This is a genomic window from Saccharopolyspora sp. NPDC003752 (assembly GCF_053605825.1).
Window position 1 is genome coordinate 114259 of sequence record NZ_JBSGJZ010000012.1, and the last position, 23922, is coordinate 138180.

Consider the following 23922-nt stretch of genomic DNA (forward strand, 5'->3'; position numbering starts at 1 on the left):
TCCTGCTTCCTCGGCTGTCGCGCCGTCAGATTGGCCGGTGGTTGAAGTGGTTGTTGTGGCGGGAAATTCGCCCCGCCACAACACCCCGGGACAGGTCGTCGTCGCTCAGGCGGTGGGCGGAGGGGCGCCGGTCCCGCCGGTCCCGCCGCCTCCGGTGCCGAACTCCGGGAATTCCGCGTTAAACTTGGACGCCTCGTAGCTGGCCAGGTCATCGGTTTCTTCGAAGACCCGCTGCGCCTTGACCAACGCCTTGCTGAAGGTGTGCCAGTCCTTGGCGAAGTTCCGGTTCATCTGCTCGCCGGACGCGCCGAGCTCCTTCAGGGAGTTGTTGAAGTTCTGGACCGCGATCCACGAGGGATTGCCGACCTTCACCCGGTTGCCGAGCTCCGGGTCCAGCCTGATCCCGCTGGACGCCTTCAGGAACTTCTCGCGCACCTCCACGTCCTTGCCGTCCACGAAGACGTTGAGCTGCCGGTAGGCGCCGCTGTCGAAGGTTACTGTCGTCTCATCGGCCATGATCTTCCTTTCCTGGAACGCCGATCCGGCGGGCGGTTGCGGTGCGGAGTTCGCCGGTCGCCGAGCCCCGCACCGCAGCCGTCCTGATCAGCTGGCGATGATGCGGGCGCCTTGGTCGTCGCCTGCCTGGAACACCTCCGCGGCGTGCATCGACGAGGTCTGGCCGCTGCTCAGCCGCGTGTTCATGTCCGTGTAGGACGCGTTCCAGCTCTTCTGGCGCTCCTCCCACAGCGGGAGCGCCTTGCCCTGCGTCGCCGTCTCCATGTTCTTGAGAACGCCGTTGAGGTCTCTGAGGATCGCGCCCATCTGCGAGACCGCGCCGCTGAGCTTGGCGTTGGCTTCCTCGTAGGGGCCGTGCTTCACCCTGAATTGGGTCATGGGTTCCTCCGTTTCGTCGGGACTCGGGATAGTGGCTAGAACTGGCTGCCGTTGACCACTTCGTTCGCCTGCTCCTGGGCCGAACGGCCCACCTTGAGCAGGCCCTGAACGTTGGTGTTGAGCGAGCCGAGCTGGTTCTGGATGTTGTTGAAGTCGGTCGACCAGGTCTCGAACTTGCTGACCAGGAGCCGGCCCGATTCGGACTGGTTGGCGTCGCCGAGTGCCAGGGCCTGCGCCTGCACCTGGGTGTTCAGGGACTTCATGTTCGTCAACGCCGTGTTGGTCGCGTTGATGATCTGGCTCAGCTGCGCCTCATCAAGGCCGTACTGACCGCCGGGTACCGTCATCGGTTTCTCCTCGTCATGTGTGGGAGTTGACTGCCTCTTCGGACGCCGACCGCTGGTCGGCGGCGGATCATGGTGCCGGTGGGGCACCACCACCTGCTGCGTTCTCCGGCGATAGCACCGGCCCGGTCGGCAGCAGCGAGAGCAGCTCCGCCGGGAGCGCAACGGCGTCGGAAACCCGGTAACCGAGCGCGGTCGCCGCTTTCTCGTTCGGCACCGGGAACTTCGCACCGGCATCGGTCACCAGGTAGAGCCCCATGCCCGGCGTGCCGGGTGCGGGCAGCGTGCGGGCGAGCATGCCCGCGCCGGGCTTGACCTCGATGCGGTCGGCGGTGAATTCGTCGCGCACCAGCCCCGGACCGCCGACGACGACGCCGTTGTCCACTGTGGCCTTCACCAGCGTCGTCCGGACATCTCCTGCGCCGGGCTCGGCCAGCACGCACGGGCCCTGGCCGTCCTCGAACGCCATCAGCGCCGGCGGCTCGTCCGGCAGGTTCGCCATGGTGTCGGGCGACGCGACCGCGGCGACGGCGGCCATCGCCGCCGGGGCGAGCTCGCGCGCCTTCCCCCCGGTCGCCACGCCGGGATTGCCCAGCGCCAAGGCGGCGGCGGTCTGGTTGACCTGCATGAGCCCGGAGCCGGTGAGGAGGTAGAAGGCGGGCCGGCGGCCCACCACGTCCACCTGGAACACCTGGCCGACCTTGGTCGGCTGACCCCCGAGCACCGGGCCGGGCGAGCCCAGCCCCGCGACCGGGACCGGCGCCAGATCCGGGCCCGCGGGGATCGCGTTGATCCAGGAGTCCCGGACGGGCAATGCCTTCAGGCCGTCGTATCCGAGCACGGCCGCGACCCAGGGTGCGGCCAGCCGCATCCGCGTGCCCCGCCACACCAGGTATTCACCACCGCCGGCCGAACGCACCAGCACGGCCTGGTCTTCGTCGGCCGCGACCACGTCGGCGGCCCCGCCGACGGTCACCTTCAGCACGGGGTGCGATGCGCCGGACGCGTCGCGCGTCGACGTCGCGCACGTCAGCCACGAGAGGTCGCGGCCCGGCGTGTTCGCGGGCAGCGCGTCCGGTGCGCCGACGATGCCGATCGGGGTGCCGCGCGGCACCCCGGCCAGCGACGAGCTCGGCGTCCGGGCCACCGTCATCTTCTCGCCCAGCAACAGCTTGGCGGACGCGAAGTTCTGCACGGGACGCAGGATTCCGTCGGCCAGGACGTACTGGCCGCCGGTCTCGTTCTCGACGATCAGCTTGCCCGGCTGGGTCCACGCGGTGGCGCCGCCCGGCTTGAGGATCCCGTACACCGCGAACCCGGCGACGATCAGGATCGCGACCATCAGCCCGATCACGAAGCCCAGCGGCGTCCGGCGCAGCGGCGGGCTGGGCGCGTCCGGTTCCGCGCTGACCAAAGCGGAAACCACGCGCGCGGTCATGAACGAATGCGCCTGGACCTGGTCACTCCGGGAGTGCACGGCGTCCTCCTTCCTCGCTGCCCGGGATCACGACGACCACGCGGCCCGCACCACGTCGTAGAGGTCGAGCGCGGCCAGCACGAGCGGCACGACGAGGATGGCCAGCGTCATGTGAGCCCAGTCGCCGGCGCGGCCCCAGTGCGGCAGCAACAGCCGGCCGGGCATCCGCCGGGCCGCCACCAGCAGCAGCCCGGCCACGACGATCAGGCCGTTCACGACGGCGATCCGCCACAGCGGCGGGACCAGCAGGCACATCGCGGCGACGACCATCGCCAGCCCGAAGATCCCCGGCACCAGCACGGCGACCCGCTGCCTGGCGCTCGAAAATTCGCGGGAGTGCAGCAGCAGCAGGAAAGATGCGACCGTGGCCAGCGTCGGCGACGCCCAGCCGGGCGTGCACGCCAGCACTGCCAGGCAGCCGATCACCACGACGCCGAGCCCGCGGCACAGCTCCGTGACGTTCTGGTCCGCCTGCGCGGTGCGCGCCATGATCTCGCGCCCCGGCTCCGGATCGATGCCCTTCTGGAACTGCTCGGCCGAGGTGGGCAGCGGCGGCACCTGCAATCCCGCCAGCCAGACCGACAGCCTCGGCACCCGAGTGCCGAGCAGCAGGGTCACGGCGAGCACGATCGCCGCCGCGCCCCCGACGGTGAGCACCCCGGTCATCGTCAGCAGCCCCACCGCCGCGGCCAGCACGGCAGCGAGGGCCGCGGCCAGGTACCCGGCGCTGAAACCGCCGCCCACCGCGAACCGGCCCAGGATCGCCGCCGCCGTGCACACTCCCGCCGAGGTCAGGCTCGGAGCCGTGAGCAGTCCCGGGGATTCGAACAACGGCCGGCCGAGCGCGGGCAGCGCCCAGCCGGCTTCTGCCGCGAAGGCCACCGCCGCCGCGAGCAGCACGAGCGCGATGGTCCGCTCACCCAGCGCCCGGGAGGCGAGGACGGCGCTGACCAGCAGGACGATGGAGGAGCAGCCCGCGGCGATCGCGACCCAGCTGCCGGTGCCCACCGTCGGCGTCAGCAGCAGAGCCAGGACCAGCGCGGAGCCCAGCAGCCAGGTGAACATCCGCCTGGTGGACTCCGGCCGCCAGGTGTCCCGGCGGTTGCTGCTGATCCCGGTGGCGACACCGTCGGCCAGGTCGTCGAAATCCGCCGGCGGGAGCTGATCGTTGCGTGGCCGCAGATAGAGGATGTCGCCGTCGTAGAGGCCGAGCGCGGCAGTCCCGAGGTCCTCCTGCAACGCGGGCTCGCCGAGCCGTTGCAGGACCCATCCGTCGTGCTCCAGCCCGGCGGTGCCCAGTCCAGAACCGAGATGCTCCAAGAACGTCGGCAGCAGATCGGCGATCGGGATGTGCACCGGAACGGCCAATTCCACTCGCGACGTCGGTCCTTGGATCGTCAACCGACACACCTCGCCCGCGGCGAGCGCAGGCTGAGCAGTCGTTCCCGTCATGTTCCTAATACGGACGGCGCTGCCCGGCGAGTTCAACCATTCTTCACGGACCGCGCCGCCCGGAGGGTTCACTTTTCTTCGCGGATCTGACAGACCCGACCGGCATCCCGCAGCCGTATGGATTACGAGGGTGTAGGTGAGGAAGGACTGATCGCTTTGAGTGTGACGCCATTTCGGCGACCGGCGCGGCAGAATCCACCGGAGACGCCCGGTGGGGAACTATCGCTGCAGGAGCCTCCCGTCATACCCGAGCAGGTCAGTGGCGGAATCGGCGGAATGCTGCTCTACCTGCCGATGGCGCTGGGCTCGGGCGCCATGATGCTGATGTTCATGGGCGACCGCGGTGGCATCGGCATCGTCGTGGTCGCGCTCATGGCGGTGAGCATGCTGGCCATGGGTTTCGGGCAGCTCGGCCGGTCCGTCGGCGAGCGCAAGCGGCGGCTGCGCGGCGAACGCCGCGACTACATGCGCTATCTCGGGCAGGTCCGCAAGCAGGTGCGCACGGTGGCCGCCGAGCAGCGCAAGGCACTGGCCTGGCGGCATCCCGACCCGGCGGGGTTGTGGTCGGTGGCGATGAGCGCGCGCTTGTGGGAGCGTCGCGTTTCGCACGCCGACTTCGCCGAGATCCGCATCGGGCTGTCCGGGCAGCGGCTGGCCATGCAGATCACCCCGGTGCAGTCCAAGCCTGTGGAGGACCTGGAACCGCTGTCGGCACGCGCACTTCGCCGCTTCATCCGCGCATACACCACAGTGGACGATCTGCCGACCGCGTTGTTCCTGCGCGGATTCGCGCAGGTGCAGATGCGCGGCGACGGCGAAGCCGCGCGCGAGCTGACCCGCGCGATGATCGCCCAGCTGGTCACCTTCCACTCCCCCGACGATCTGCGCGTCGCGGTGTGTGCGAGCCCCGACCGGGCGGAGGAATGGGACTGGGTGAAGTGGCTGCCGCACGCCCAGCACGGCAGCGAGCAGGACGGCGCCGGCCAGGTTCGCATGCTCACCGATTCGATCGCGGCGCTGGAGGTGTTGCTGGGCGCCGAGCTCAACGATCGCGGCCGGTTCGAGGCCGGCGCGAGCCCGACCAGGGACGAACCGTTCGTGGTGATCGTCCTCGACGGCGTCACCGCGCCCACCGAGTCCCGCCTGGCCGGCGCCGGCTACCGCAACGCCACGGTGCTCAACCTGGACATGGCGGGACCTGCCCAGCGCACGACCCTCCGACTGGAGATCGCCGGGGACCGGCTGGAGATGATCCGGCTCAACCGCTCGGGCGCCGAAGTCCGCACCGAGCTGGGCCGCCCGGACGGCCTGTCCGTCCGCAAGGCCGAAGCACTCGCCCGCACCCTCGCGCCCTTCCGGCTCAGCGCCACCAACGACATCGTCGAGCCGATGGTCACCGACTTCGACCTCGGCGCGCTGCTGGAAGTCGGCGAGATGGACCAGCTCGACGCGGCGAAGGTCTGGGCCCGCATGTCGGCGTCGGACCGGCTGCGGGTGCCGATCGGGATCGCCGAGAACGGCACCAGGATCGAGCTGGACATCAAAGAATCCGCGCAGGGCGGCATGGGCCCGCACGGCCTGCTGATCGGCGCCACCGGTTCCGGCAAGAGCGAACTGCTGCGCACCCTCGTGGTCGCGCTGGCGATCACGCACTCCTCGGAGATCCTCAACTTCGTGCTGGTGGACTTCAAGGGTGGCGCGACGTTCCTGGGCCTGGACGGCCTGCCGCACACCTCGGCGGTGATCACCAACCTGGCCGATGAGGCGCCACTGGTCACGCGCATGCAGGACGCCCTGCAGGGCGAGATGGTGCGGCGCCAGGAACTGCTGCGCAGCGCTGGGAACTACAGCTCGCTGCTGGACTACGAGAAGGCCCGCGCCGCAGGCGCGCCGCTGGCCCCGTTGCCGAGCCTGTTCCTGGTGGTCGACGAGTTCAGCGAGCTGCTCGCCTCCCACCCGGACTTCTCCGAGCTGTTCGTGATGATCGGGCGGCTCGGCCGCTCCCTCGGCGTGCACCTGCTGCTGGCCAGCCAGCGCATCGACGACGGCCGCATGCACAAGCTGGAGAGCCACCTCTCCTACCGCATCGGCCTGCGCACCTTCTCGGCCATGGAAAGCCGCTCGGTGATCGGCGTTCCCGACGCCTACCAGCTGCCCAGCGCACCGGGCAACGGCTACCTGCGCTCCGACGTCGCCACGCTGTCGCGGTTCAAGGCGGCCTACGTCTCCGCCCCGTTCAAGCGGCGCACCGCCGAGCAGCGCCAGGCCGAGATCTCCCGGCAGGTGGTGCCGTTCGGGGCCGAGCGGCTGCCCGAGGTCCGCGAGGAGGAGCCGGCGATGCCGGTGGTCGAGGACACCGCGGTCGCCGAGGAGAACACCGAGACGTTGCTTCAGGTCGCGGTCAGCCGGCTGCGCGACCAGGGACCGCCCGCGCACCAGGTGTGGCTGCCACCGCTGACCGAACCGCCCACGTTGGACGAGCTCCTCCCGCCACTGGTCCCCGACCCCGATTCCGGCCTGACCTCGGCCGGCTGGCGTGGCCGCGGCAACCTGGCCGTGCCGGTCGGCGTGATCGACAAACCGTTCGAGCAGGCCCGCGACCTGTACGTGGCGGATCTTTCGGGCGTCGGCGGGCACGTCGGCATCGCGGGCGGGCCCCAGTCCGGCAAGAGCACGCTGCTCCGGACGCTGATCGCCGGGCTCGCCCTCACCCACACGCCGTCGGAGGTCCAGTTCTACTGCTTGGACTTCGGTGGCGGAACGCTGCAGACGCTCACCGAGCTGCCTCACGTCGGCGGCATCGCCGGGCGGATGGACGCCGAGCGCGTCAGCCGCACCGTGGCAGAGGTGCAGGGCGTCCTGGCCCAGCGGGAGCAGCTGTTCTCCCGCTACGGCGTGGAAAGCATGGCCGAGTACCGGTCGATGCGCCGCCAGGGCAAGATCACCGAGGACCCCTTCGGCGACGTCTTCCTGGTCGTGGACAACTGGGGCACGCTGCGCGCCGACTTCGAGCAGCACGACCACACGATCCGGCAGCTGGCCTCGCGCGGTCTCACCTACGGCGTGCACCTCATGCTGACCACCAACCGGTGGGCGGACATCCACAGCGGACTGCGCGACCAGCTCGGCACCCGGCTGGAGCTGCGGCTGGGCGACTCGATCGACTCGGTGATCGACATGCGCGCGGCGGCCGGGGTGCCCCGCAACCCGGGGCGCGGCCTGACCATGGACAAGCTGCACTTCCTCGGCGCGATCCCGCGCATCGACGGCCGGCGCCGGGTCGACGACCTCGCCCAGGGCGCGCGCTCGCTCGGCGATGCGGTCGCCGACAACTGGGACGGCCCGCGCGCGCCCGGGGTGCGGATGCTTCCTGCCGTCCTGCCCGCCGCCGAGTTGCCCGCCCCGCAGGGGCGGCTGCGGGTGGCGCTGGGCCTGGGCGAGTCGGACCTGCAGCCCGTCTGGCACGACTTCAACCAGCAGCCGCACCTCACGGTGCTCGGCGACACCGCCAGCGGGAAGACCGCGGTGCTGCGGCTGATCGCCGACGCGATCCCGAAGCAGTACGCGCCCGGCGAGGCGGAGCTGATCCTGGTCGATTCGCGCCGGGTGCTGCTGGACGCGGTGCCCGACTCCTACCGCCGCGGTTTCGCCTTCTCCGCCTCGGCCGCGGAGGAGCTGATCGGCAAGGCCGCCGCGGAACTCCGGGAGCGCCTGCCCGGCGCGGACATCACGCCGCAGCAGCTGCAGCGGCGCGACTGGTGGTCGGGGCCGGAGGTGTTCATCTTCGTCGACGACTACGACCTGCTGGCCTCCGGCATGGGTGGACCGCTGGACTCGCTGCTGGACCTGCTCCCGCAGGCCGCCGACATCGGGCTGCACGTCATCCTGACCCGCAGCGCGGCCGGTTCGGCCCGGCTGTCGATGGACTCGGTGGTGCGGCGCATGCAGGAGTCCAACACGCCGGACCTGGCGCTGTCCTGCCCACCGACGGAAATGCCACTGCTCAACGGAATGCGCCCGCAGCAGTTGCCAGCCGGACGCGCGCACCTGGTGACCCGCCGGAACGCGACGCTGATGCAGACCGGCTGGCTGGAACCTCGCGGTGCGGCGGCCGAGGCCGGGAGCCGGGCATGAGGGGCAACGCCGCGGCAGCGGTGACGGTGCTCGCGTGGGCCGGGTTCACCGGGATCGCGCCGCCGCTGGCCGCGGAACAGCAGTGCGCGGCGCCCGCCGACGAGGTGAGCGAGGCCCGCGGGTGGGCGCTGCAGCGGCTCGCGCCGGACCGGGTGTGGGGCTTGACCCGGGGTGACTCGGTGCAGGTCGCGGTCGTGGGCACCGGGGTGAGCGCCGCAAGCCCCGCGCTGGCCGGCGCGGTTCTGCGCGGTGCGGACCTGACCGGTGGCGGCGCTGCCGATGACGACTGCTCCGGCCGCGACACCTTCGTCGCCGGGGTGATCGCGGCCCGGCAGCTGCCCGGAACCGGGTTCACCGGGGTCGCGCCGGGAGCCCGGATCTTCCCGGTCCGGGTGACCAACGATCCGTCGAAGGTCGACCCGGGCAAGCTGGCCGCCGGCATCCGGCTCGCCGCCGACTCCGGCGCACGGGTGATCGCGATCTCGGTGGCCACCCCCGCCGCGACGCCGGACCTGCGGGCGGCCGTGACGTATGCCGGATCCCGGGACGTCCTGGTCGTCGCCGCATCCGATGTGGACGTCGACGAGGAGGCGGTCCCGTACCCGGCCGGCTTCCCGGAATCCCTGCCTGTCGTGGGCGTCGGCGAGAACGGGTCCGCGGCCGACTCAGCGGCCCGCCCAACGCTCGTAGCGCCTGGCAGCCAAGTCGTGAGCATCGCGCCGCGCGGCTCGGGGAACGTCACCGCCACGGGCGGCGGCATCGCGGTCGGGTTCGTCGCAGGTGCTGCAGCGCTGGTGCGCGACTACTACCCGGGCCTCACCGCCGCCCAGGTCCGCCACCGGCTGGAGACGACCGCCGACCACCCGTCGACGGCGCTGCCCGACCCGCAACGCGGCTTCGGCGTGGTCGCCCCCCTCGCCGCGGTCACGACGGTGCTGCCCGCGGAATCGGGAGACCGGGCGATGCCCGCCCAGGCACCGCGGCTGCGGCTCACGCCGGCTCCGGCGGACGATCCGCTTCCGGTCACCGTGGCACTTTTGGTGACCGGCGTCGTGGGGGGCGCGGCGCTGCTCGGCGCGATCGCGGCGGCGCTGGCCCAGCGCGCCCGCCGGCGGGGATGGCGCTCGGCGTGGTCCCCGTCCGAGAAGGGGTGAACGCACCGGGCCCCGAGAGGTGGCGGTGCCGCCGGCGCGTGACTCCACCCAACGCCCGAAGGGAGCATGTGGACCGCGCGAATGGGCCGTTGCCGGAAGGGTGCCGCCTTCCCTTCCCAAAAGTGCCTTGACTCAAGACGATTCGTTGACCCCCGTCAACCGGCCGACCCAACCTTGTCGCGTCCGGACGACCTCCCGCCCGGGCAGGTCCGGTGCTCGCCGCGTCTGGTTCCCCCACCAGGCGCCGACCCGGGAGATCGACAGGGGCAGTGGTGATGGCGTCGGGACGTGCAGCGCCGGAGATCTTCGGCCGGGAGGCCGAACTGCAGCGGCTTCGCGAGCTGGTCGGTGACGTCGCGGCCAAGCGCGGCAGCACGGTCTGGCTCGAAGGCGGGTCCGGTATCGGCAAGACAGCGCTGCTGTCCAGGCTCACCGACGAGGCCGAGCGGCTCGGCTGCCAGGTGTTCCACTCGTCCGCCGATCGGCTCGCCCACCGATTCCCGCTGCGGGTGGCGCTGGATTGCCTCGACATCAACGCGCGGGCCGCCGACGCCACCTACCGCGACATCTGCTCCCGGCTGCACGCCGACGATCAGCTGGACCGCGTCGATCCGCTGCCCGCGGTCGTCGAGCGGCTGGTCGGCATCGTCGAGCACGCTTGCGCCGAAACCCCGGTAGTCATGGTCATCGACGACATCCACTGGGCCGACGAGGCCAGCATGCTGGTGTGGCACCAGCTCAACCGCCTTGTCGACGAGCTGCCGCTGCTGATGGTCGCCGCCGCCAGGCCGTTGCGGTCGCGGATCGATCTCGGATCGCTGCAGCAGGAGTGTCGCGCGGGGGCCACCCTGATCCCGCTACCACCGCTGGATTCGGAGGCCGTCACGCGGCTGGCGGGCCATCTGACCGGCACCGCTGAAATCGGCCCGGCGATGCGCCGCACACTGGAACGCGCCGGGGGCAACCCGCTCTACGTGCGTGAGCTGGTCGATTCCCTGAGCCGCGAAGGCCACGTCGCCAAGCGGGACGGCGGCCGGGTCGCCGACCTGCCTGCGGAGGTCGCTGAACCCCCGCTGCCGCGCTCCCTCGCGGAGTCCCTCACGTCGCGGTTGAGCTTCGTCAACACCGACACCATCGGCCTGCTGCGCATGGCGGCGCTGCTCGGCCAAACCTTCTCCGTCACAGACCTCCGCAAGGTTTCCGAGCGTCCCGTGGTGGCCCTGGCGGGCGCTATGGAAGAGGCGCTGGCCGCGGGGTTGCTGGTCGAGTCCGGCTCCCGGCTCGCGTTCCAGCACGGACTGATCCGCCACGCGCTCTGCGAGACGACACCGACCGCCCTCCGGATCGCTCTGCACAACCAGGCCGCGCGCGCCCTGGCCGAGTCGGGCGCACCGATCGAACGCGTCGGCGAGCAGCTGCGTGCCTCGCTGGCGATCGACGACACCGAACTCGACGACGGGTTCCTGGACTGGCTGGCGCACAACGGCCGGATGCTGGCCTACCGGGCCCCGGAGAGCGCAACCGAGCTCTTGAGCACCGCGCTCAGCCTGTTGCCGACCGGCGACGCCCGGCGCGGAGCGCTGCAAGCGGCCAAGGCTCGCACCCTGGTCGTACTCGGCCGGCCCGAACAGGCGCAGGCCCTGTGCGAACGGGTGCTGTCCGAAACCCGCGACCGGTGCCTGGCTTCGGAGATGAGCTGGTACCTCGCGTGGTCGCTGGCCGTTCGCGGCCTCGACGAACAGGCTGCGGAGGTGGTGGAGCGCGCGCTGCGCACCCCCGGGTTCGAGCGGCCGTGGCTCGCCCGCATGCACGCCATGCTCGGCCAGGTGATGCTCGTACGCGGCGAGTTCGAGAGCGCGAATTCCGCCGTGGAGCAGGCTCTTTCGGAAGCTCGCCCGATCCACGACGGCTTCGCGCTCGGGCTCGCCCTGCACGTCCGGGCCGCGGCTCTGGCCCGGCAGTGCGACCTCGCCGGCGCCGTGGACTGCTACGACCAGGCCCGCGCCGAGCTCGGCGATGCGCCCGAGAACACCGATCTGCGGCTGCTGGTGCTGGGAAACCGGATGGTCCTGCTGTTCGGGCTGGGCCGGGCCGAGGAGGCCGAGATCGCACTGCACGAAATGCTGGCCATCGCCGAACGCGCCGCGACACCGACGCAGTTGGCTTCGGTCCGGCTGTCGGCGGCCAACCACTACTACACCACCGGCCGCTGGGACGACGCCGTCGCCGAGCTGGACGCCGTCGTGGAGCTGGCCGACCGGATGCCCCGGCAGAACCGCCGATGGCTGCACGGCCTTTCCGCGCTCATCGCCGGGCACCGCGAGGATGCGGAGACCTTAGGGCGCAAGCTCGCCGGCGTCGACGACCCCGGACCGGAATCCCTGGAGGGCGCCGAATTCCTGTTGCTCGGCAGAGGAATGCAGGCCGAGATGGAGAACGCCCCGCAACGGGCGGTGGCGCTGCTGACCGAGGTGCTGTTGCGCGGCGAGCGGTTCGGCACCCGCTACCTCTGGCTGCCGCTGCTGGTGCGGCTCGCGATGAGCACGGGCGACACCGCCGCCGGAACCCGCGCCGCGCAGGCGTGCGAAGACGACGCCGCGGTCGGGGCGGTGCCGAACATCGTGGCTGCCGCACAGCACTGCCGGGGCCTGCTCGACCGGGAACCGGCGGCAGTGCGGGCCGCGGCCGAGCTCTACCGCACGATCAACCAGCCGCCCAGGCACGCCCAGGCGTTGGAAGACCTTGCCGTGTTGCTGGCAGAACGTGGCCAGATATCGGCCGCCCGAGCCGAGTACGCGCGGGCCGTCGAGATCTACACCGAACTGGGCGCGAGCTGGGACCTCCGCCGCGCAGATGCCCGCCTGCGTCCGCACGGCGTGCGCCGGGCGCGCGGCCGTCGGCCACGCGCTACCACCGGCTGGGATTCGCTCACCCCGACCGAGCGGAAGGTCGCCCGGCTCGTCGCCGATGGGCTGGCCAATCCCGACATCGCGGCGACGTTGTTCTCCTCCCGCCGGACCATCGAGGTGCACGTCTCCCACATCCTGGCCAAGCTCGGCGTCCGCTCGCGGGTCGAGGTCGCCGTCATCGCCATGCGCAATGCCACGAACGCTTCCCTCGACGGCAACGAATTGGCATCCAAATGAATCACCGGGATCCGGTTTCATATCTTGGCAGGATATTTACCCGGAATTCACCGAAATCAACCCGCCGCCGACGACCCGGCCGCCGGGCTCGCGAATGTTGAACAAGAACATTTTTCGGACGGATTGGCGGCCACCGGCACGGCAACGCCGCCTGTTCGACATCGAAAATCGCGCGGAAAACCGAAAATATACGTGATCTCCCCGATTTCACGTACGCGCGAATCCAGCAGGATCGTTCCCAAATCCAGCAGTCCCCGCATTAGCTCCGCGCCACTCCTTCACCAGGACTTTCCAGCCGGATCAGGGGCAGAAGATCGAATGAAGACGGACTCATGACCAGACTCCGAGCTGTTCCGAACGAAATCGCGTGCGACCGGGCGAGCGACGAAACCGCCCCGCGCCGCGCGACCGCCGACGATGCGGAGACCACGCTGAAGAATCTGTACGACGACTACTACCCGAGACTGTTGTCGTACGTCACGCAAATCCTCTCCGACCAGCACCACGCCGAAGACGTCGTGCAGGAAACGATGCTGCGCGCCTGGCAGTACGCCGACCAGTTCACGCCCGAACGCGGCACGGTGTGGGGCTGGCTGACCCGGGTCGCCCACAACATCGCGATCGACCGGATCCGGGCCCGGCGTGCGCGCCCCGCTGAGGTGGACGAGGCGGCCGCGGAAACGTCGTACGACCACAACACCGATCACTCCGACGACGTGATCGACGCGATGTTCGTCGCGGGCATGGTGAACAAGCTGGTTCCCGCGCACCGGTCGGTGCTCTACGCGGTTTACTTCGCCGACCGCACGGCCTCGGGCGCGGCGGGTACGCTCGGCATTCCGGTCGGCACCGTCAAGTCGCGCCTGCACCACGCGCTGCGCAACCTCAAGCGCGCGATGGAACACCAGCGGACAGAACGGGTTGCCGGCAACGCATTCCTGAGCCCACTCGACGCGAGGCCGATCGCCTCGTGACGGCGCGCCCCGCCACGAAATACCATGCGGCTAGGGGTTCCTTCGGCCGTGCTGCGATACCTGACCGCCCGCGGACGCACTGCACGGTCATCTCGCGACCGGAGACCTTCTGCCTGCCGCGCACGAACAAGCGCAATGGCCGCCGAGGTTCACCAGACTCGTCCAGAATGGACGGATCTGGTGAACCTCGCGCGTAGTCTCCGTGGACGGCGCCGTCGCGGAGTCGGCCACCGGCTGTGGGACGCAATTGACGACGTGCGATCGTCGATGCGCGACGGCGATCGGACCCCGGTCGGTCTGCCCAGCCGAATCCGGGCCGCGGTGGCCCGCAGGCGGATCCGCACCACGCTCACCTTCGAATCGCCCCAGCTCAGGCACGCGCTGCGCTACGCGCTCGGGATGCCCCCGGGTCGGGCTGCGTGGCGTTTTCGAGCTCGACCATCGCCACCCATTCCCTGCGGGTCGGGATGCGGGCCGTCGGGCCCTCTTCCGCGATGTGGGTGCGCAGGTCCGGTGGTAGCGCGATGCCGTGCTTCTCCAGGTAGAACGTCGTCAGGTCGGACCAGATCCAGGCGCCGTCGGTGCGCAGCGTGATCGGGACGACCGGTTCTTCGTCGTCCGCCAGCAGATCCGGCACCAGGGTGTCGTCGTCCGTCAGCGGTTCGCCCGAGTTGAGGTAGGCGATCTGCGCGTCGCGGTCCGGGCCGGCCGGTTCGCGCTCCACGCTCTCCTCGTCGAAGCGGGCCAGCTCGATCGTTGGCGGCGGGCCGAACGAGTGGATCTCCCGGCCCTCCACCAACGCCGTCGCGTGGTAGTGGAAGTCCAGCCGGCTCTCCGGCCGGAACACCTCGACCTGCGGGCTGGCCAGCCCCGCGTCCCACAGCCGGTCCGCGAGTTCCGCCGCCAGTACGTGCGGCTCCGCCCCCGCTTGGGTTTCCACCAGGTGCACCAGCCGGGCGGCGCGCATCTCCCCGCTTTCGGGGAGGCGCCATGCCTGCCACGCGGTGTGCTTCCCTGGCTGCGAATCCAGGTACTTGCCGACGATGTCCGCGCACGCCACCGAGAAGTCGTCTGCGTCGGCGCGGAACTCCCACAGCAGCACCGGCATGTCCACGGCGTCTTCGAGCGAGGCGACCAGCTCGGCGGTGGCCGGGTCCACGCCGCGGAGCAGGACCTCGCGGGAATCCGCCGGCAACGGCTCGTTTCGTTCCAGGGAGACTTGGGCGATCAACCGCGCCGCGTGCGACCACTGCCCGGCGGCCAGCCAGCGCCGCGTCTGCCACACCACGTCGTCGGGAAGCACCGGCGCGCACCGGAGCAACAGCTCGTGCCGCGCCTGGTCCTGCTCACCCATCCCGCACCTTCTGCCGAAGAACCACGTTGCCCCGCCGAGACTTTCCGAGATCGGACGGGCAGGTAACCGATATTGGAATGCCACCCGCCCCGTAGCTTCCCGGAGCGATATTTCACTGGTCACTCCCGGCGTGAGCCTTTTGTACCACTAAAGCTGTTTTTGAAGTGTTGTGGCTGGGGTTCCGTTGCATCGTGCCTGGCTAGGAGTCAAGCCAGGCGGAGGAGATGGGGCTTTGACCGTGATGGCGGGGTGCCGGTGGCGACCTGTGATTCCATGCGTCTGATTTGGGTTAGATCGCCGTTGTATGCTTCAACCACCGTGCGGAGGATGCTGCAGTCTTCGCTTGACATTGTTCGCTGCTTGGCTGCTGCGATGGAGGCCATTGCTTCCGCCGCGGGCAAGTGTCTTCCGTCAGCCAGGTAGGCGGCGATCTTGCGCGCCTGAACGTCGTCGAGGGCCGAACCCATGTGGAAGAACACCCGGTCAAGGGCGTCGGTGAAACGATGTGGGTGGTCGGGGGCGATAATTCCATGGCCGATGACAGTCATGTCTGCCTCCTTGAATGATCGGCATGCCCGAGGGAATAGTTGATCAATTACTGCTTCGGCATCGCGCCGGTTGAGACCGTTGGAACGCTGCGAGTGGGTGAACGCCGTGTAGGCGTCCAGGGTAGGTCGACTGAGCCACCCTCTCCACAGCTGGTGGTCCGGATTGCCCTCGGAGTGCGGGAATTCATTCCCGATCTGACAGACCAGGAACCCGGGTCGGCGATCGTGCGCGGGTGTCCGCTACCGTGGGCGGGGCAGAGGGTTCTGATCTCTGCAGGCTGCGCCAGGGCGTCCGGATCATTCCTGCAGCTGGGTCTCTGTCGGGCTTCGGGGCAGTAGTTAGACCGCTGCTGTTCGGTCAGCGCGCAGTGCGCCTCCTCGCCATCGAGGAAGTCGCGGACGTTGTTATTCACCGTGGGGCGGCGGTCCACGTGCTCAGTTGACCGGGGCGCCCGAACTAGCGGTGCGTCGGGAACCCTGGTTTCCGGGATCCGGTCGCGGAGGTGCCTGTACCGCGGGTGAGGCTTGGTCGTGGCGATCAGAGTCAGATCGGCACTGGGGGCGCGTGAGGGCGTGACCCGTACTGTCCAGCACGTCGAACCGGTTTGCCCTGTGATTTACCGGCTTTCGCTGGTCAATGTCTCTTGTGGACCTCACGGGCGGTGTCGTGGAAGAGTGTTTCGACGAGGGTTTTCGACGGGAAGGATTCGACATGACGGCGCCAGGAAATGACCGGCCTGATGACCAGCCCGCCGGCGAGGATCGGTTGGTGTTCCTGATCGACCCTGCCTGGCAGGCGCAGCCCGCGGATGGCTCCGAGAACGCGGCGAGTGCGCGGGAAGACGTCGCCGGCGATGCGGAGGGCGAGACGCCCACCGGCGCGGCCGAGCGGGCGGTCCAGGCCCCGCCGCTCCAGGTGGTCGTCGGTGGTTGGCTGGTGGCTGCGGACGGCACGGTCGGGAGGTTCCGCGCGAACCCCGACTACCGGCCGTCACTGCCGGGGTCGCCGACCGACCCAGTGGACGCGACGCTCCAGCTCCTGGCGCGCGGCGAGGTGGACTCGGATGGGTTGTTCGCTGTGCTGAAGGAGAGCGTGTTCGACGTGGCCCTCGACGCCGATGGGCGCCCCGTCATCGCGCCGTCCCCGGATGACGTGCCGTCGCTGCTGGTGTCCACCGCGCCCGCGCAGCGGTTCCGGGTGCACGCCGACGGCTGGCGTGCCGAGGTCACCGCGGTGGAGCTGAGCGATCTGCTCCAGGAGTACCAGGTGGACGTGCTTTTCAACCCCGGTGGGCCCGCGTCGGTCCGGCTGATCCGCGACATGTTCACCGAGTACGTGACGGCGGAGTGACTCGCCTGCGATCGTGATCAGCACCCGCCTCGTACGCGGCTCACGGCATCATCGCGCATCGCCGCCACCGGCAACGAATCGCTCATCCGCCCCGAATGGTCCGCAGCGACTTCAGCGACGACGAGGCGTGGCAGGCCATGCCGAGCGAGATGCAGGGTCCGGCCCTGAGAGGACGGGTTCACGGCCGAGTACCTGATCGCGGAGGACCCCGCCTACTCCGGTCTCACGAAGGAGCAGATCTTCGAGCTGACCGGCGCCGAGCACGTCGCCGAAGCGGGGCCAATGTGGACGCCTTCGCCTGCCGGAACGAGGGCGACCCCGGGCTCGCAGAGTCCTCGCGGCGTCACGATGGAAATGGTGGTCTGGCTGGGCCTGCTCGCACGGCGTACCGCGGCCAAGGAGCCGTACTCGTTTGCGGCTGGTGACAGCTTCCTTACCAACACCCCAACGACGCCTGACCAGGCACTACCCGGCCACTTCACAGGTTTCTCCTGTACCCCGGCGGTCCCTCTACCTGGCGAGCTTCAGCCAGCCACGGTCGGTGCCGATGTCGAAGGCATGATTCTGAACTTGTCCCAGGGCCGACGGCGGAAGTCGCCGCTCGTGGCGAAAGATCAGAAGATGGAGCGGCTGGTAGACACCCGGAGGTACCGATGAAGGCAATCGTCGCGACGGATCAGGCCGCGGAAGCAGCCGGGATCACACTCGCGGAGCGGCCTGAGCCGACGCCGGCGATCAACGACGTCGTCGTTGAAGTCCAAGCGTCGGGCTTCGTCCCCGCAGAGTGGGAGTGGCCCTCGACGTGGGTCGATCGCTCCGGTCACGATCGAGCCCAGGCGATCATCGGCCACGAGTTCGCCGGAGTGGTCACCTCCCTCGGCTACGGCACGACGGGACTCTCGCTGGGACAGCGGGTGTTCGGGATCACGGACTGGCACCGCGATGGAACCCTGGCCGAGTACACGGCCGTGGAGGCGCGCAACCTTGCGCCGCTGCCGGGAAACGTCGACTTCACGGTGGGTGCGAGCCTGCCGATCTCCGGCCTGACCGCATGGCAAGGCCTGTTCCAGCACGGTCGTCTTCAGGCGGGGCAGAGCGTCCTCGCACACGGCGCCGCCGGCGCGGTCGGATCTGTGGTGACGCAGCTCGCCCGGGAGTTCGGCGCCTACGTCATCGGTACCGGCCGGGCGGCGGACCGCCAGGCGGCGCTCGACTTCGGCGCGAACGAGTTCCTCGACCTCGACGACGACGATCTCGAAGGCATCGGCGGGGTCGACCTGGTCTTCGATGTCATCGGCGGTGACATCCAAAGGCGCTCGGCGAGCATCATCCGGCCTGGCGGGACGCTGGTGTCGGTGGTCGGGCCTGCTGAGGCTCGCCCTGTCGACGGCCTCGCGGTCGACTTCGTCGTCGAGTCCGTTCCGAGTCAGCTGGTGGAGATCGTCGACCGGGTTCGGGACGGGCGCCTTCGCACGCACATCGGAACCGTCGCGACCCTCGACGACGCCGTCCCTGCGCTCAACCCGACCGAGCGGCGCAAGGGCAAGACCGTCATTCGCGTGCGCCCCTGAGCGCCCTGGAATAGGCCAACAGCGCCGTCATGCCGACTGGTCAGCTACTACCCGCCGGGGGCCGTGAGCAGCCGGGACAGCACGCCGCCGGCGCGCATCCACTCCTCTTCGGTCTCGGTGTCGACACGAGCGAGCGCGGCCTCCTCGAACACTCTCCGCCCGCCCCGCCGGATGACCACGGTCAGCGCCGCATTGACGAGCGGACCGGGTTCCAGGCCGAGGACGTCGAACTCCTCGGCGCCGTCCACTTCGAATCCGCTCAGCGACGGGCATTCGACAGGAAGCACGCCCAGCGCGACGAGGTTCGTGCGATGAATGCGTTCGAAGCTGGCCGCGAGCACCGCTTGAACCCCGAGCAGCCGGGTCACCTTCGCGGCCCAGTCGCGGGCTGAACCGGCACCGTAGGACCGGCCGGCGACTACGACCACGGGAGTGCCGCGCCGCTCGTAGGCAGCGGCCGCCACGTGGACGGGCATCACCTCGCCGTCGGGTAGCAGACGGGTCCAGCCACCGCCGCGGCCCTCCACCAGCTTGTTGCGGAGCCGGGGGTTCGCGAAACCGCCGCGGAGCATCACGTCGTGGTTGAGCCGCCTGGCGCTGAAGCTGCCAAGTGCACCCGGCGGCACACCGCGTTCGGTGAGCCACTTCCCCGCAGCCGAATCGGGCAGGATGCGCGACACCGGGGAGATGTGGTCGGTGGTGATGTCGTCGCCGAGGACGAGCAGCGGCCGGGCACCGACGATGTTCCCCTCTCGCATCGGCCCACTCACGTCGGCGTCGGCGAACGGGGGCCGGCGGATCATGCCGGTTTCGGCTTCCCAGGCGTAGCTTTCACTGCAGGGGTGCGGCAGTTGTTCCCACCGCCCGGTGGTCACGGGCAGCGATGCGCCCAGCGCTGGCTCTCCGGCAGCGCCGACGACAGCGTCGATCTCCTCGTCGGTGGGCCAGATGTCCTGCAGCAGAACGGGTTCACCCGCATTGTCGGTCCCGAGCGATTCGCGGTCGAGGTCGATCGTGGTTCGCCCGGCGATGGCGTAGGCGACGACGAGGGGCGGCGAGGCGAGGTACGCGTCGGTGACGTCGGGGTGGATGCGGCCCGGGAAGTTCCGGTTGCCCGACAGCACGGCGGAAACGCTCAGGCCGCGGTGGCGGATCTGCCGCGCCACCTCGCCGGGCAGCGGACCGGAATTGCCCATGCAGGTCCCGCAACCGAAACCCGCTACCTGAAAGCCGAGTTCGTCGAGTGCGGACTGCAAACCGCTGGTTCGCAACAGTTCGGCGGTCGCCTGCGAGCCGGGTGTCAGCGAAGTCTTCGTCCACGGGGCAGTGGCGAGTCCGCGTGCTACGGCATTTCGGGCCAGCAGTCCGCCGGCCGCCATTGCACGCGGATTCGAGGTGTTGGTGCAGCTGGTGATGGCTGCGATCACCACGGCCCCATCGGAGAGCCCCTCCTCGCGGGAAGAGCCCGACGAGAGGTCAGCGGGACGGAGTGTCTGATGTGGACGCGAAGGGCCCGCCATCGTCCGTTCCACCTCGCTCAGGTCCAGCTCCAGCACGTCGTCGTAGTCCGGCTCGGAGTCGTACAACATGCCTTGCGCTGCGAGGTAGTCGCGAACCGGATCGACCGGACGCCCGGTGCGGGCGAGGTACGCCAGGGTGCGGGCGTCGGCGGGAAAGTACGCCATAGTCGCGCCGTACTCGGGCGCCATGTTCGCCACGGTGGCGCGGTCGGGCACCGGTAGCCCGGCCAAGCCCGGGCCGTGGAACTCGATGATCCGCTGAACCACCCCGTGCGCCCGCAACGTGGCGGCGAGCGTGAGGGCCAGGTCCGTCGCCAGGACTCCCGGCCGCAGCGCACCGGTCAGCCGCACCCCGACGACCGCGGGCACCCGGATCAGGATCGGCTCGCCGAGCGCGACCGCGGTGGCCTCGATTCCCCCGACACCCCAGCCGGGCACTGACAACGCGTTGATCATCGTCGTGTGGCTGTCGGTGCCGACGACGGAATCGAACCGGGCCAGCGAGCCGCGGCCGGTGACCACGTCCGCCAGCACTTCCAGGTTGAGTTGGTGGCAGATTCCGATGCCGGGCGGAACGACCCGCAGGTTCGGGAACCGCGTCTGCGCCCAGCGCAGGAACCGGTATCGGTCCGCGTGGCGGTCGTACTCGTGGTTGAGGTTCAGCTCGGCCGCCTCCACCGTGCCGGCGACGTCGAGCTCCAACGCGTGGTCCACGACGAGATCCATGCGACGGCGGGGTGCGACGAGAGCCGGATCCAGGCCCAGTTCGGCGGCGCGTTCCTGCAGCGTGATCATGTCCGCCAGCACGGGGATGCCCGACGCGTCCTGCAGCAGAACCCGTTCCGGTAGGAAGGGAATCGACGCTGATGTGTCGCGGTTGGCCAGTGCGCGCACGTGATCGGCCGTCACGGTTCGGCCGTTCTCGTGCCGCAGCACGTTCTCCACCAGGACACGGCTGGCGTAGGGGAGGCGGCCGAGCGGCCCCGCCCCCGCTTCCTCCGCCGCTTGCAAGCTGACGAAGCCGGTTGCGCCCTGCAACGAGCGCACCGCGTGGAACGAATCGAGTTTCATGGCCGTCGCACCGGGCGCTCGTCAGCGCCGACATATGTCGGCAGCAGCGGGGGCGGGATCGGCCCCTTGATCCGGCGCCCGGACATGGTCTCCTCCCAGGCGTGGGCCAGGATCCCGACCGACCGGGACAGGATGAACAGGCCACGCCCCAGCTCTGGTGAGAATCCGAGCTCGACGTAGACGACCGCCGTCACGCCATCGATGTTCATCGGCACCGGCTTGGCGCGGCCCACTGCCAACTGCCGTTCCAGTTCCTCTGCGATCGCCAGGTGGCGTCCCTCGACGGTGCCGGCGGTGACCTGCTCCGCGACCGCTCGCAGGAGCGGGTCGCGCCGCGGGTCCCGGGGGTGGAACCGGTGGCCGAAGCCGGGCACGTGCCGACGTTGCGCCCGGAACTGCGCCAGCTTCCGGGTGACCGCGGATTCGAGACCGTCCTGTTCCGACATCTCGCGGATCTCCGCGAGCACCTCCATGCACTGCTGTCCTGCTCCCCCGTGCACGTCGCCGAGCAGCCCGACGCCGGTCGACATCGCACCGTGCAACCCGACGCCGCAGGTGGCGGCCATCCGGGCCGCGGCGATCGACGGCGCCTGGGGGCCGTGGTCCACCGCGGCGACGAGCGCCTTCTCCAGGAGGGCGGCTTGCGCCTCGCTGGGGAGTTCACCGCGGACCATCAGCCAGATCATCGCCGCGAATCCGGTGGTGCCGATCAGGTCCTGAACTGGGTAGCCACGCAGCCGGATGACCCCGGGTTCGATGTCGGAGACGGCCGTGGACCACCAGTCGGTGACGTCGCGGGTCGAGGTCGTGCGGATGGCCGCCTCTCGCGCGGAACTCATACCGCCTTCTCCTCCCGCAGTCGGGTGACCTCGACGTCCCCGAAGCCGAGTTCACCCAGGATCTCGTCGGTGTGCTCGCCCAGCTTCGGCGGCCGCGAGCCCGGGGAGACCCGGGAACCATCCACCCAGGTCGGTGAGCCGAGCACCCGCACCTCACCGCCGCTGGCCGCTGGGGAGGCGATCGCGGTGACGAGCTCGCGGTGCGAAACCTGGTCGCAGGCCAACGCCTCCGGCACGGAAAACACCGGCGCGGCGGGGACTCCGGTCCCGAGCAGGATCTCGTTCCACTCCACCGCTGTTCGCAACTTCAGCGACGTCTCCAGCTCCGTGCGCAGGACGTCTCGGTTGCGCTTGCGGTCCTCGCGGGTGACGAAGCGCGGATCGGAGATCAACTCATCGCGATCCAGGACCCGGCAAAGGGTTTCGTACTGCTCCTGCTTGTTCGCCGCGATGTTGAGCGCGCCGTCAGCGGTGTCGAACGTCCCGGACGGTGCGGCGGTGATGTTCTCGTTGGCCATCGGCGCCGGTTCCCGCCCGGCGATCAGGTGGTCGGAGACCACCCATCCCATCGACGTGAGCGCGGCGTCGAGCATCGAGGTGTCGAGGAAGGCGCCTTCACCCGTGCGGCGTTGGCGGATCAGGGCCGATGAGACGGCGAACGCCGCGGCCAGCCCGCCGAAGCTGTCGCACACCGGGAAGCCGACGCGCAGCGGCGCGGTCTCCTTCGTCCCGGTCACGCTCATGATGCCGGCAAGTCCCTGGATGACCTGGTCGTACGCGGGCCTGTCGCGCATCGGTCCCGTCGACCCGAATCCGGAAACGGCGCAGTAGACCAGCCTGCGGTTGATCTCGCGCAACCTGTTCCAGCCGAACCCGAGCCGCTCCAGGACGCCGGGCCGGAAGTTTTCCAGCAGCACGTCCGCGTTCGCCACGAGTTTGGCGAACACCTCCTTACCGCCCGCTGTCTTGAGATTCACGGTGATGGAGCGCTTTCCTGAGTTCTGCGCCAGGAAGGACACCCCGATGTGCTCGGCGGACAGCTCCGGGTCCGCGCCGAGCTGCCGGGCGAGGTCCCCCGTTCCCGGGGTCTCGACCTTGATCACATCGGCGCCCATCAACGCAAGCTGGTAACCGGCGAACGGCCCAGCCAGCACGTTGGTGAGGTCGAGCACACGCACGCCTTCGAGCAGGTCGGTGGTCATAGGAACACCTCCACGGGGCCGAGGCCGGCGTTGCTGATCTCGCGGGCTGCGGCGGTCACGGCGTCGACGTAGCGACCGACCCGGTCCGCGGTGAACCGCGAGGTCGGCCCGCTCATGGACAACGCCGCGATCACCCGGCCGTCCGCGGCGACGATCGGTGCCGCTACAGCGGACGCACCCAGTTCGCGTTCGCCGTGGGTCACCGCGTAGCCCGCTTCCCGGATGCTTGCGACCTCGCGGCGCAGCGGCTTCAGCTGCAGGTCGGAACGCTGGGCGACGAGATCGCGCAACACCTCCTCCGGCACCCCGCCGAGCAGGATCTTGGCCGCGGCCCCCGTGGCCAGCGGGTAGGGCACTCCTACCTCGACGACGCTGCGGACCGTGGCCGTTCCTTCTACCTGGGCGATCGCGATCCGGTTCAGGCCCTGCCGGATGTAGACGTTGACAGTCTCCCCGCAGTCGTCGATCAGGCCGGACATGATCTGCCGCGCCTCGGCACCAACCTCCCAGAGGGAGTCCGCGAGCTTGACCCAGCGCAGGAAACCCGGCCCGGGCCCGTAGGAGGAATCGCCCCGGTCGACGATCAGCCCGAGCGATTCGAGCGTCGCCAGCAGCCGCACCACCGTCGTCTTCGGCAACCCGGTCAGCGCGACCAGCTCGCGCAGCTGCCGGATCGGATGTGCCACGTCGAAAAGCTCCAACACCTCGACGGCCCGCGCGATGCTCCGCACGCCTCCGTCGACCCGCGTGGAAGCGGTGCCAGTCTCAACCATGCCGTCAAGCTAGACCATTATGCGGTTTATGTAAACCACATGATGGGTTGACGCAGGCGTTGTCCCATGTTTCGCTCTTTGTGCAGCCGATCGGACTGCTCAGCGGAACTCGTTAACC

Annotated in this window: 18 protein-coding genes; 6 read left to right on the forward strand and 12 right to left on the reverse strand. The window is 69.8% G+C overall.

Features of this window, described 5'->3' with window-relative positions:
* Nucleotides 1-105 precede the first annotated feature (105 nt).
* From ACWEV3_RS17830 to eccD, 5 genes are all read right to left on the reverse strand, one after another.
* Nucleotides 106-516, reverse strand: a complete 411-nt coding sequence (locus ACWEV3_RS17830) for a hypothetical protein (protein ID WP_452614918.1) — start codon at nucleotides 514-516, stop codon at nucleotides 106-108.
* A gap of 87 nt (nucleotides 517-603) precedes the next feature.
* Nucleotides 604-894, reverse strand: coding sequence for a WXG100 family type VII secretion target (locus ACWEV3_RS17835; RefSeq protein WP_452614919.1), 291 nt, complete (start codon nucleotides 892-894; stop codon nucleotides 604-606).
* Nucleotides 895-929: 35 nt separating this feature from the next.
* Nucleotides 930-1241 (reverse strand): hypothetical protein, encoded by a 312-nt coding sequence (locus ACWEV3_RS17840; protein ID WP_452614920.1) that lies wholly within the window; start codon nucleotides 1239-1241, stop codon nucleotides 930-932.
* 67 nt (nucleotides 1242-1308) lie between these two features.
* Nucleotides 1309-2715, reverse strand: a complete 1407-nt coding sequence (eccB, locus tag ACWEV3_RS17845) for a type VII secretion protein EccB (protein ID WP_452614921.1) — start codon at nucleotides 2713-2715, stop codon at nucleotides 1309-1311.
* Nucleotides 2716-2742: 27 nt separating this feature from the next.
* Nucleotides 2743-4125 carry a type VII secretion integral membrane protein EccD gene (eccD, locus tag ACWEV3_RS17850; protein ID WP_452615015.1) on the reverse strand — a complete coding sequence of 461 codons (1383 nt, stop codon included), beginning with the start codon at nucleotides 4123-4125 and terminating at the stop codon, nucleotides 2743-2745.
* A 159-nt stretch (nucleotides 4126-4284) separates the two neighbouring features.
* Between eccD and eccCa the strand changes: the two genes are divergently transcribed.
* The 3 genes from eccCa to ACWEV3_RS17865 all read left to right on the forward strand — a co-directional run bounded on the left by eccCa (nucleotide 4285) and on the right by ACWEV3_RS17865 (nucleotide 12601).
* Nucleotides 4285-8301, forward strand: coding sequence for a type VII secretion protein EccCa (gene eccCa / locus ACWEV3_RS17855; protein ID WP_452614922.1), 4017 nt, complete (start codon nucleotides 4285-4287; stop codon nucleotides 8299-8301).
* A complete protein-coding gene (locus ACWEV3_RS17860; protein WP_452614923.1) occupies nucleotides 8298-9455 on the forward strand; it encodes a S8 family serine peptidase in 1158 nt (385 codons plus the stop codon). The genes eccCa and ACWEV3_RS17860 overlap by 4 nt, the downstream gene beginning before the upstream one ends.
* A gap of 275 nt (nucleotides 9456-9730) precedes the next feature.
* Entirely contained in the window at nucleotides 9731-12601 is a 2871-nt protein-coding gene (locus tag ACWEV3_RS17865) for a helix-turn-helix transcriptional regulator (protein ID WP_452614924.1), read from the forward strand.
* 56 nt (nucleotides 12602-12657) lie between these two features.
* Here ACWEV3_RS17865 and ACWEV3_RS17870 read toward each other — a convergent pair whose 3' ends face one another.
* A complete protein-coding gene (locus ACWEV3_RS17870) occupies nucleotides 12658-12861 on the reverse strand; it encodes a hypothetical protein (protein WP_452614925.1) in 204 nt (67 codons plus the stop codon).
* A 72-nt stretch (nucleotides 12862-12933) separates the two neighbouring features.
* Between ACWEV3_RS17870 and ACWEV3_RS17875 the strand changes: the two genes are divergently transcribed.
* On the forward strand, nucleotides 12934-13575 hold the full coding sequence (locus ACWEV3_RS17875; RefSeq protein ID WP_452614926.1) for a sigma-70 family RNA polymerase sigma factor: 642 nt from the start codon (nucleotides 12934-12936) through the stop codon (nucleotides 13573-13575).
* Between the two features lie 370 nt (nucleotides 13576-13945).
* Here ACWEV3_RS17875 and ACWEV3_RS17880 read toward each other — a convergent pair whose 3' ends face one another.
* Nucleotides 13946-14929: a hypothetical protein gene (locus tag ACWEV3_RS17880; RefSeq protein ID WP_452614927.1), complete on the reverse strand. Its 984-nt coding sequence runs from the start codon at nucleotides 14927-14929 to the stop codon at nucleotides 13946-13948.
* 206 nt (nucleotides 14930-15135) lie between these two features.
* Nucleotides 15136-15477: a hypothetical protein gene (locus tag ACWEV3_RS17885; protein ID WP_452614928.1), complete on the reverse strand. Its 342-nt coding sequence runs from the start codon at nucleotides 15475-15477 to the stop codon at nucleotides 15136-15138.
* Between the two features lie 712 nt (nucleotides 15478-16189).
* Here ACWEV3_RS17885 and ACWEV3_RS17890 point away from each other — a divergent pair.
* Together ACWEV3_RS17890 and ACWEV3_RS17895 are read left to right on the forward strand one after the other, a co-directional pair.
* Nucleotides 16190-16828, forward strand: coding sequence for a type VII secretion system-associated protein (locus ACWEV3_RS17890; RefSeq protein ID WP_452614929.1), 639 nt, complete (start codon nucleotides 16190-16192; stop codon nucleotides 16826-16828).
* Nucleotides 16829-17481: 653 nt separating this feature from the next.
* Nucleotides 17482-18399 carry an NADP-dependent oxidoreductase gene (locus ACWEV3_RS17895; protein ID WP_452614930.1) on the forward strand — a complete coding sequence of 306 codons (918 nt, stop codon included), beginning with the start codon at nucleotides 17482-17484 and terminating at the stop codon, nucleotides 18397-18399.
* 47 nt (nucleotides 18400-18446) lie between these two features.
* Here ACWEV3_RS17895 and acnA read toward each other — a convergent pair whose 3' ends face one another.
* Genes acnA through ACWEV3_RS17915 form a run of 4 tightly spaced genes read right to left on the reverse strand, consistent with a single transcriptional unit; the run spans nucleotide 18447 to nucleotide 23804 of the window.
* Complete coding sequence (acnA, locus tag ACWEV3_RS17900) at nucleotides 18447-20990, reverse strand: aconitate hydratase AcnA (RefSeq protein ID WP_452614931.1); 2544 nt, start codon at nucleotides 20988-20990, stop codon at nucleotides 18447-18449.
* On the reverse strand, nucleotides 20987-21829 hold the full coding sequence (locus ACWEV3_RS17905) for a citryl-CoA lyase (protein WP_452614932.1): 843 nt from the start codon (nucleotides 21827-21829) through the stop codon (nucleotides 20987-20989). Before ACWEV3_RS17905 ends, acnA begins: the two co-directional genes overlap by 4 nt.
* The gene (locus ACWEV3_RS17910) at nucleotides 21826-23031 is read right to left on the reverse strand and encodes a CaiB/BaiF CoA transferase family protein (RefSeq protein WP_452614933.1); all 1206 of its coding nucleotides are present in this window, start codon (nucleotides 23029-23031) and stop codon (nucleotides 21826-21828) included. The genes ACWEV3_RS17905 and ACWEV3_RS17910 overlap by 4 nt, the downstream gene beginning before the upstream one ends.
* Complete coding sequence (locus ACWEV3_RS17915; protein ID WP_452614934.1) at nucleotides 23028-23804, reverse strand: IclR family transcriptional regulator; 777 nt, start codon at nucleotides 23802-23804, stop codon at nucleotides 23028-23030. Before ACWEV3_RS17915 ends, ACWEV3_RS17910 begins: the two co-directional genes overlap by 4 nt.
* Nucleotides 23805-23922 lie beyond the last annotated feature (118 nt).

Excerpts from the sequence above, each read along its gene's own strand:
- eccCa (WP_452614922.1), top strand. The coding sequence starts at position 4,285 with ATGGATTACGAGGGTGTAGGTGAGGAAGGACTGATCGCTTTGAGTGTG.
- ACWEV3_RS17895 (WP_452614930.1), top strand. The coding sequence starts at position 17,482 with ATGAAGGCAATCGTCGCGACGGATCAGGCCGCGGAAGCAGCCGGGATC.
- ACWEV3_RS17835 (WP_452614919.1), bottom strand. The coding sequence starts at position 894 with ATGACCCAATTCAGGGTGAAGCACGGCCCCTACGAGGAAGCCAACGCC.
- ACWEV3_RS17885 (WP_452614928.1), bottom strand. The coding sequence starts at position 15,477 with ATGACTGTCATCGGCCATGGAATTATCGCCCCCGACCACCCACATCGT.
- ACWEV3_RS17870 (WP_452614925.1), bottom strand. The coding sequence starts at position 12,861 with ATGCGGGGACTGCTGGATTTGGGAACGATCCTGCTGGATTCGCGCGTA.
- ACWEV3_RS17910 (WP_452614933.1), bottom strand. The coding sequence starts at position 23,031 with ATGACCACCGACCTGCTCGAAGGCGTGCGTGTGCTCGACCTCACCAAC.
- ACWEV3_RS17915 (WP_452614934.1), bottom strand. The coding sequence starts at position 23,804 with ATGGTTGAGACTGGCACCGCTTCCACGCGGGTCGACGGAGGCGTGCGG.
- ACWEV3_RS17905 (WP_452614932.1), bottom strand. The coding sequence starts at position 21,829 with ATGAGTTCCGCGCGAGAGGCGGCCATCCGCACGACCTCGACCCGCGAC.
- ACWEV3_RS17880 (WP_452614927.1), bottom strand. The coding sequence starts at position 14,929 with ATGGGTGAGCAGGACCAGGCGCGGCACGAGCTGTTGCTCCGGTGCGCG.
- ACWEV3_RS17860 (WP_452614923.1), top strand. The coding sequence starts at position 8,298 with ATGAGGGGCAACGCCGCGGCAGCGGTGACGGTGCTCGCGTGGGCCGGG.
- acnA (WP_452614931.1), bottom strand. The coding sequence starts at position 20,990 with ATGAAACTCGATTCGTTCCACGCGGTGCGCTCGTTGCAGGGCGCAACC.
- ACWEV3_RS17840 (WP_452614920.1), bottom strand. The coding sequence starts at position 1,241 with ATGACGGTACCCGGCGGTCAGTACGGCCTTGATGAGGCGCAGCTGAGC.
- ACWEV3_RS17875 (WP_452614926.1), top strand. The coding sequence starts at position 12,934 with ATGACCAGACTCCGAGCTGTTCCGAACGAAATCGCGTGCGACCGGGCG.
- ACWEV3_RS17865 (WP_452614924.1), top strand. The coding sequence starts at position 9,731 with ATGGCGTCGGGACGTGCAGCGCCGGAGATCTTCGGCCGGGAGGCCGAA.
- ACWEV3_RS17830 (WP_452614918.1), bottom strand. The coding sequence starts at position 516 with ATGGCCGATGAGACGACAGTAACCTTCGACAGCGGCGCCTACCGGCAG.
- ACWEV3_RS17890 (WP_452614929.1), top strand. The coding sequence starts at position 16,190 with ATGACGGCGCCAGGAAATGACCGGCCTGATGACCAGCCCGCCGGCGAG.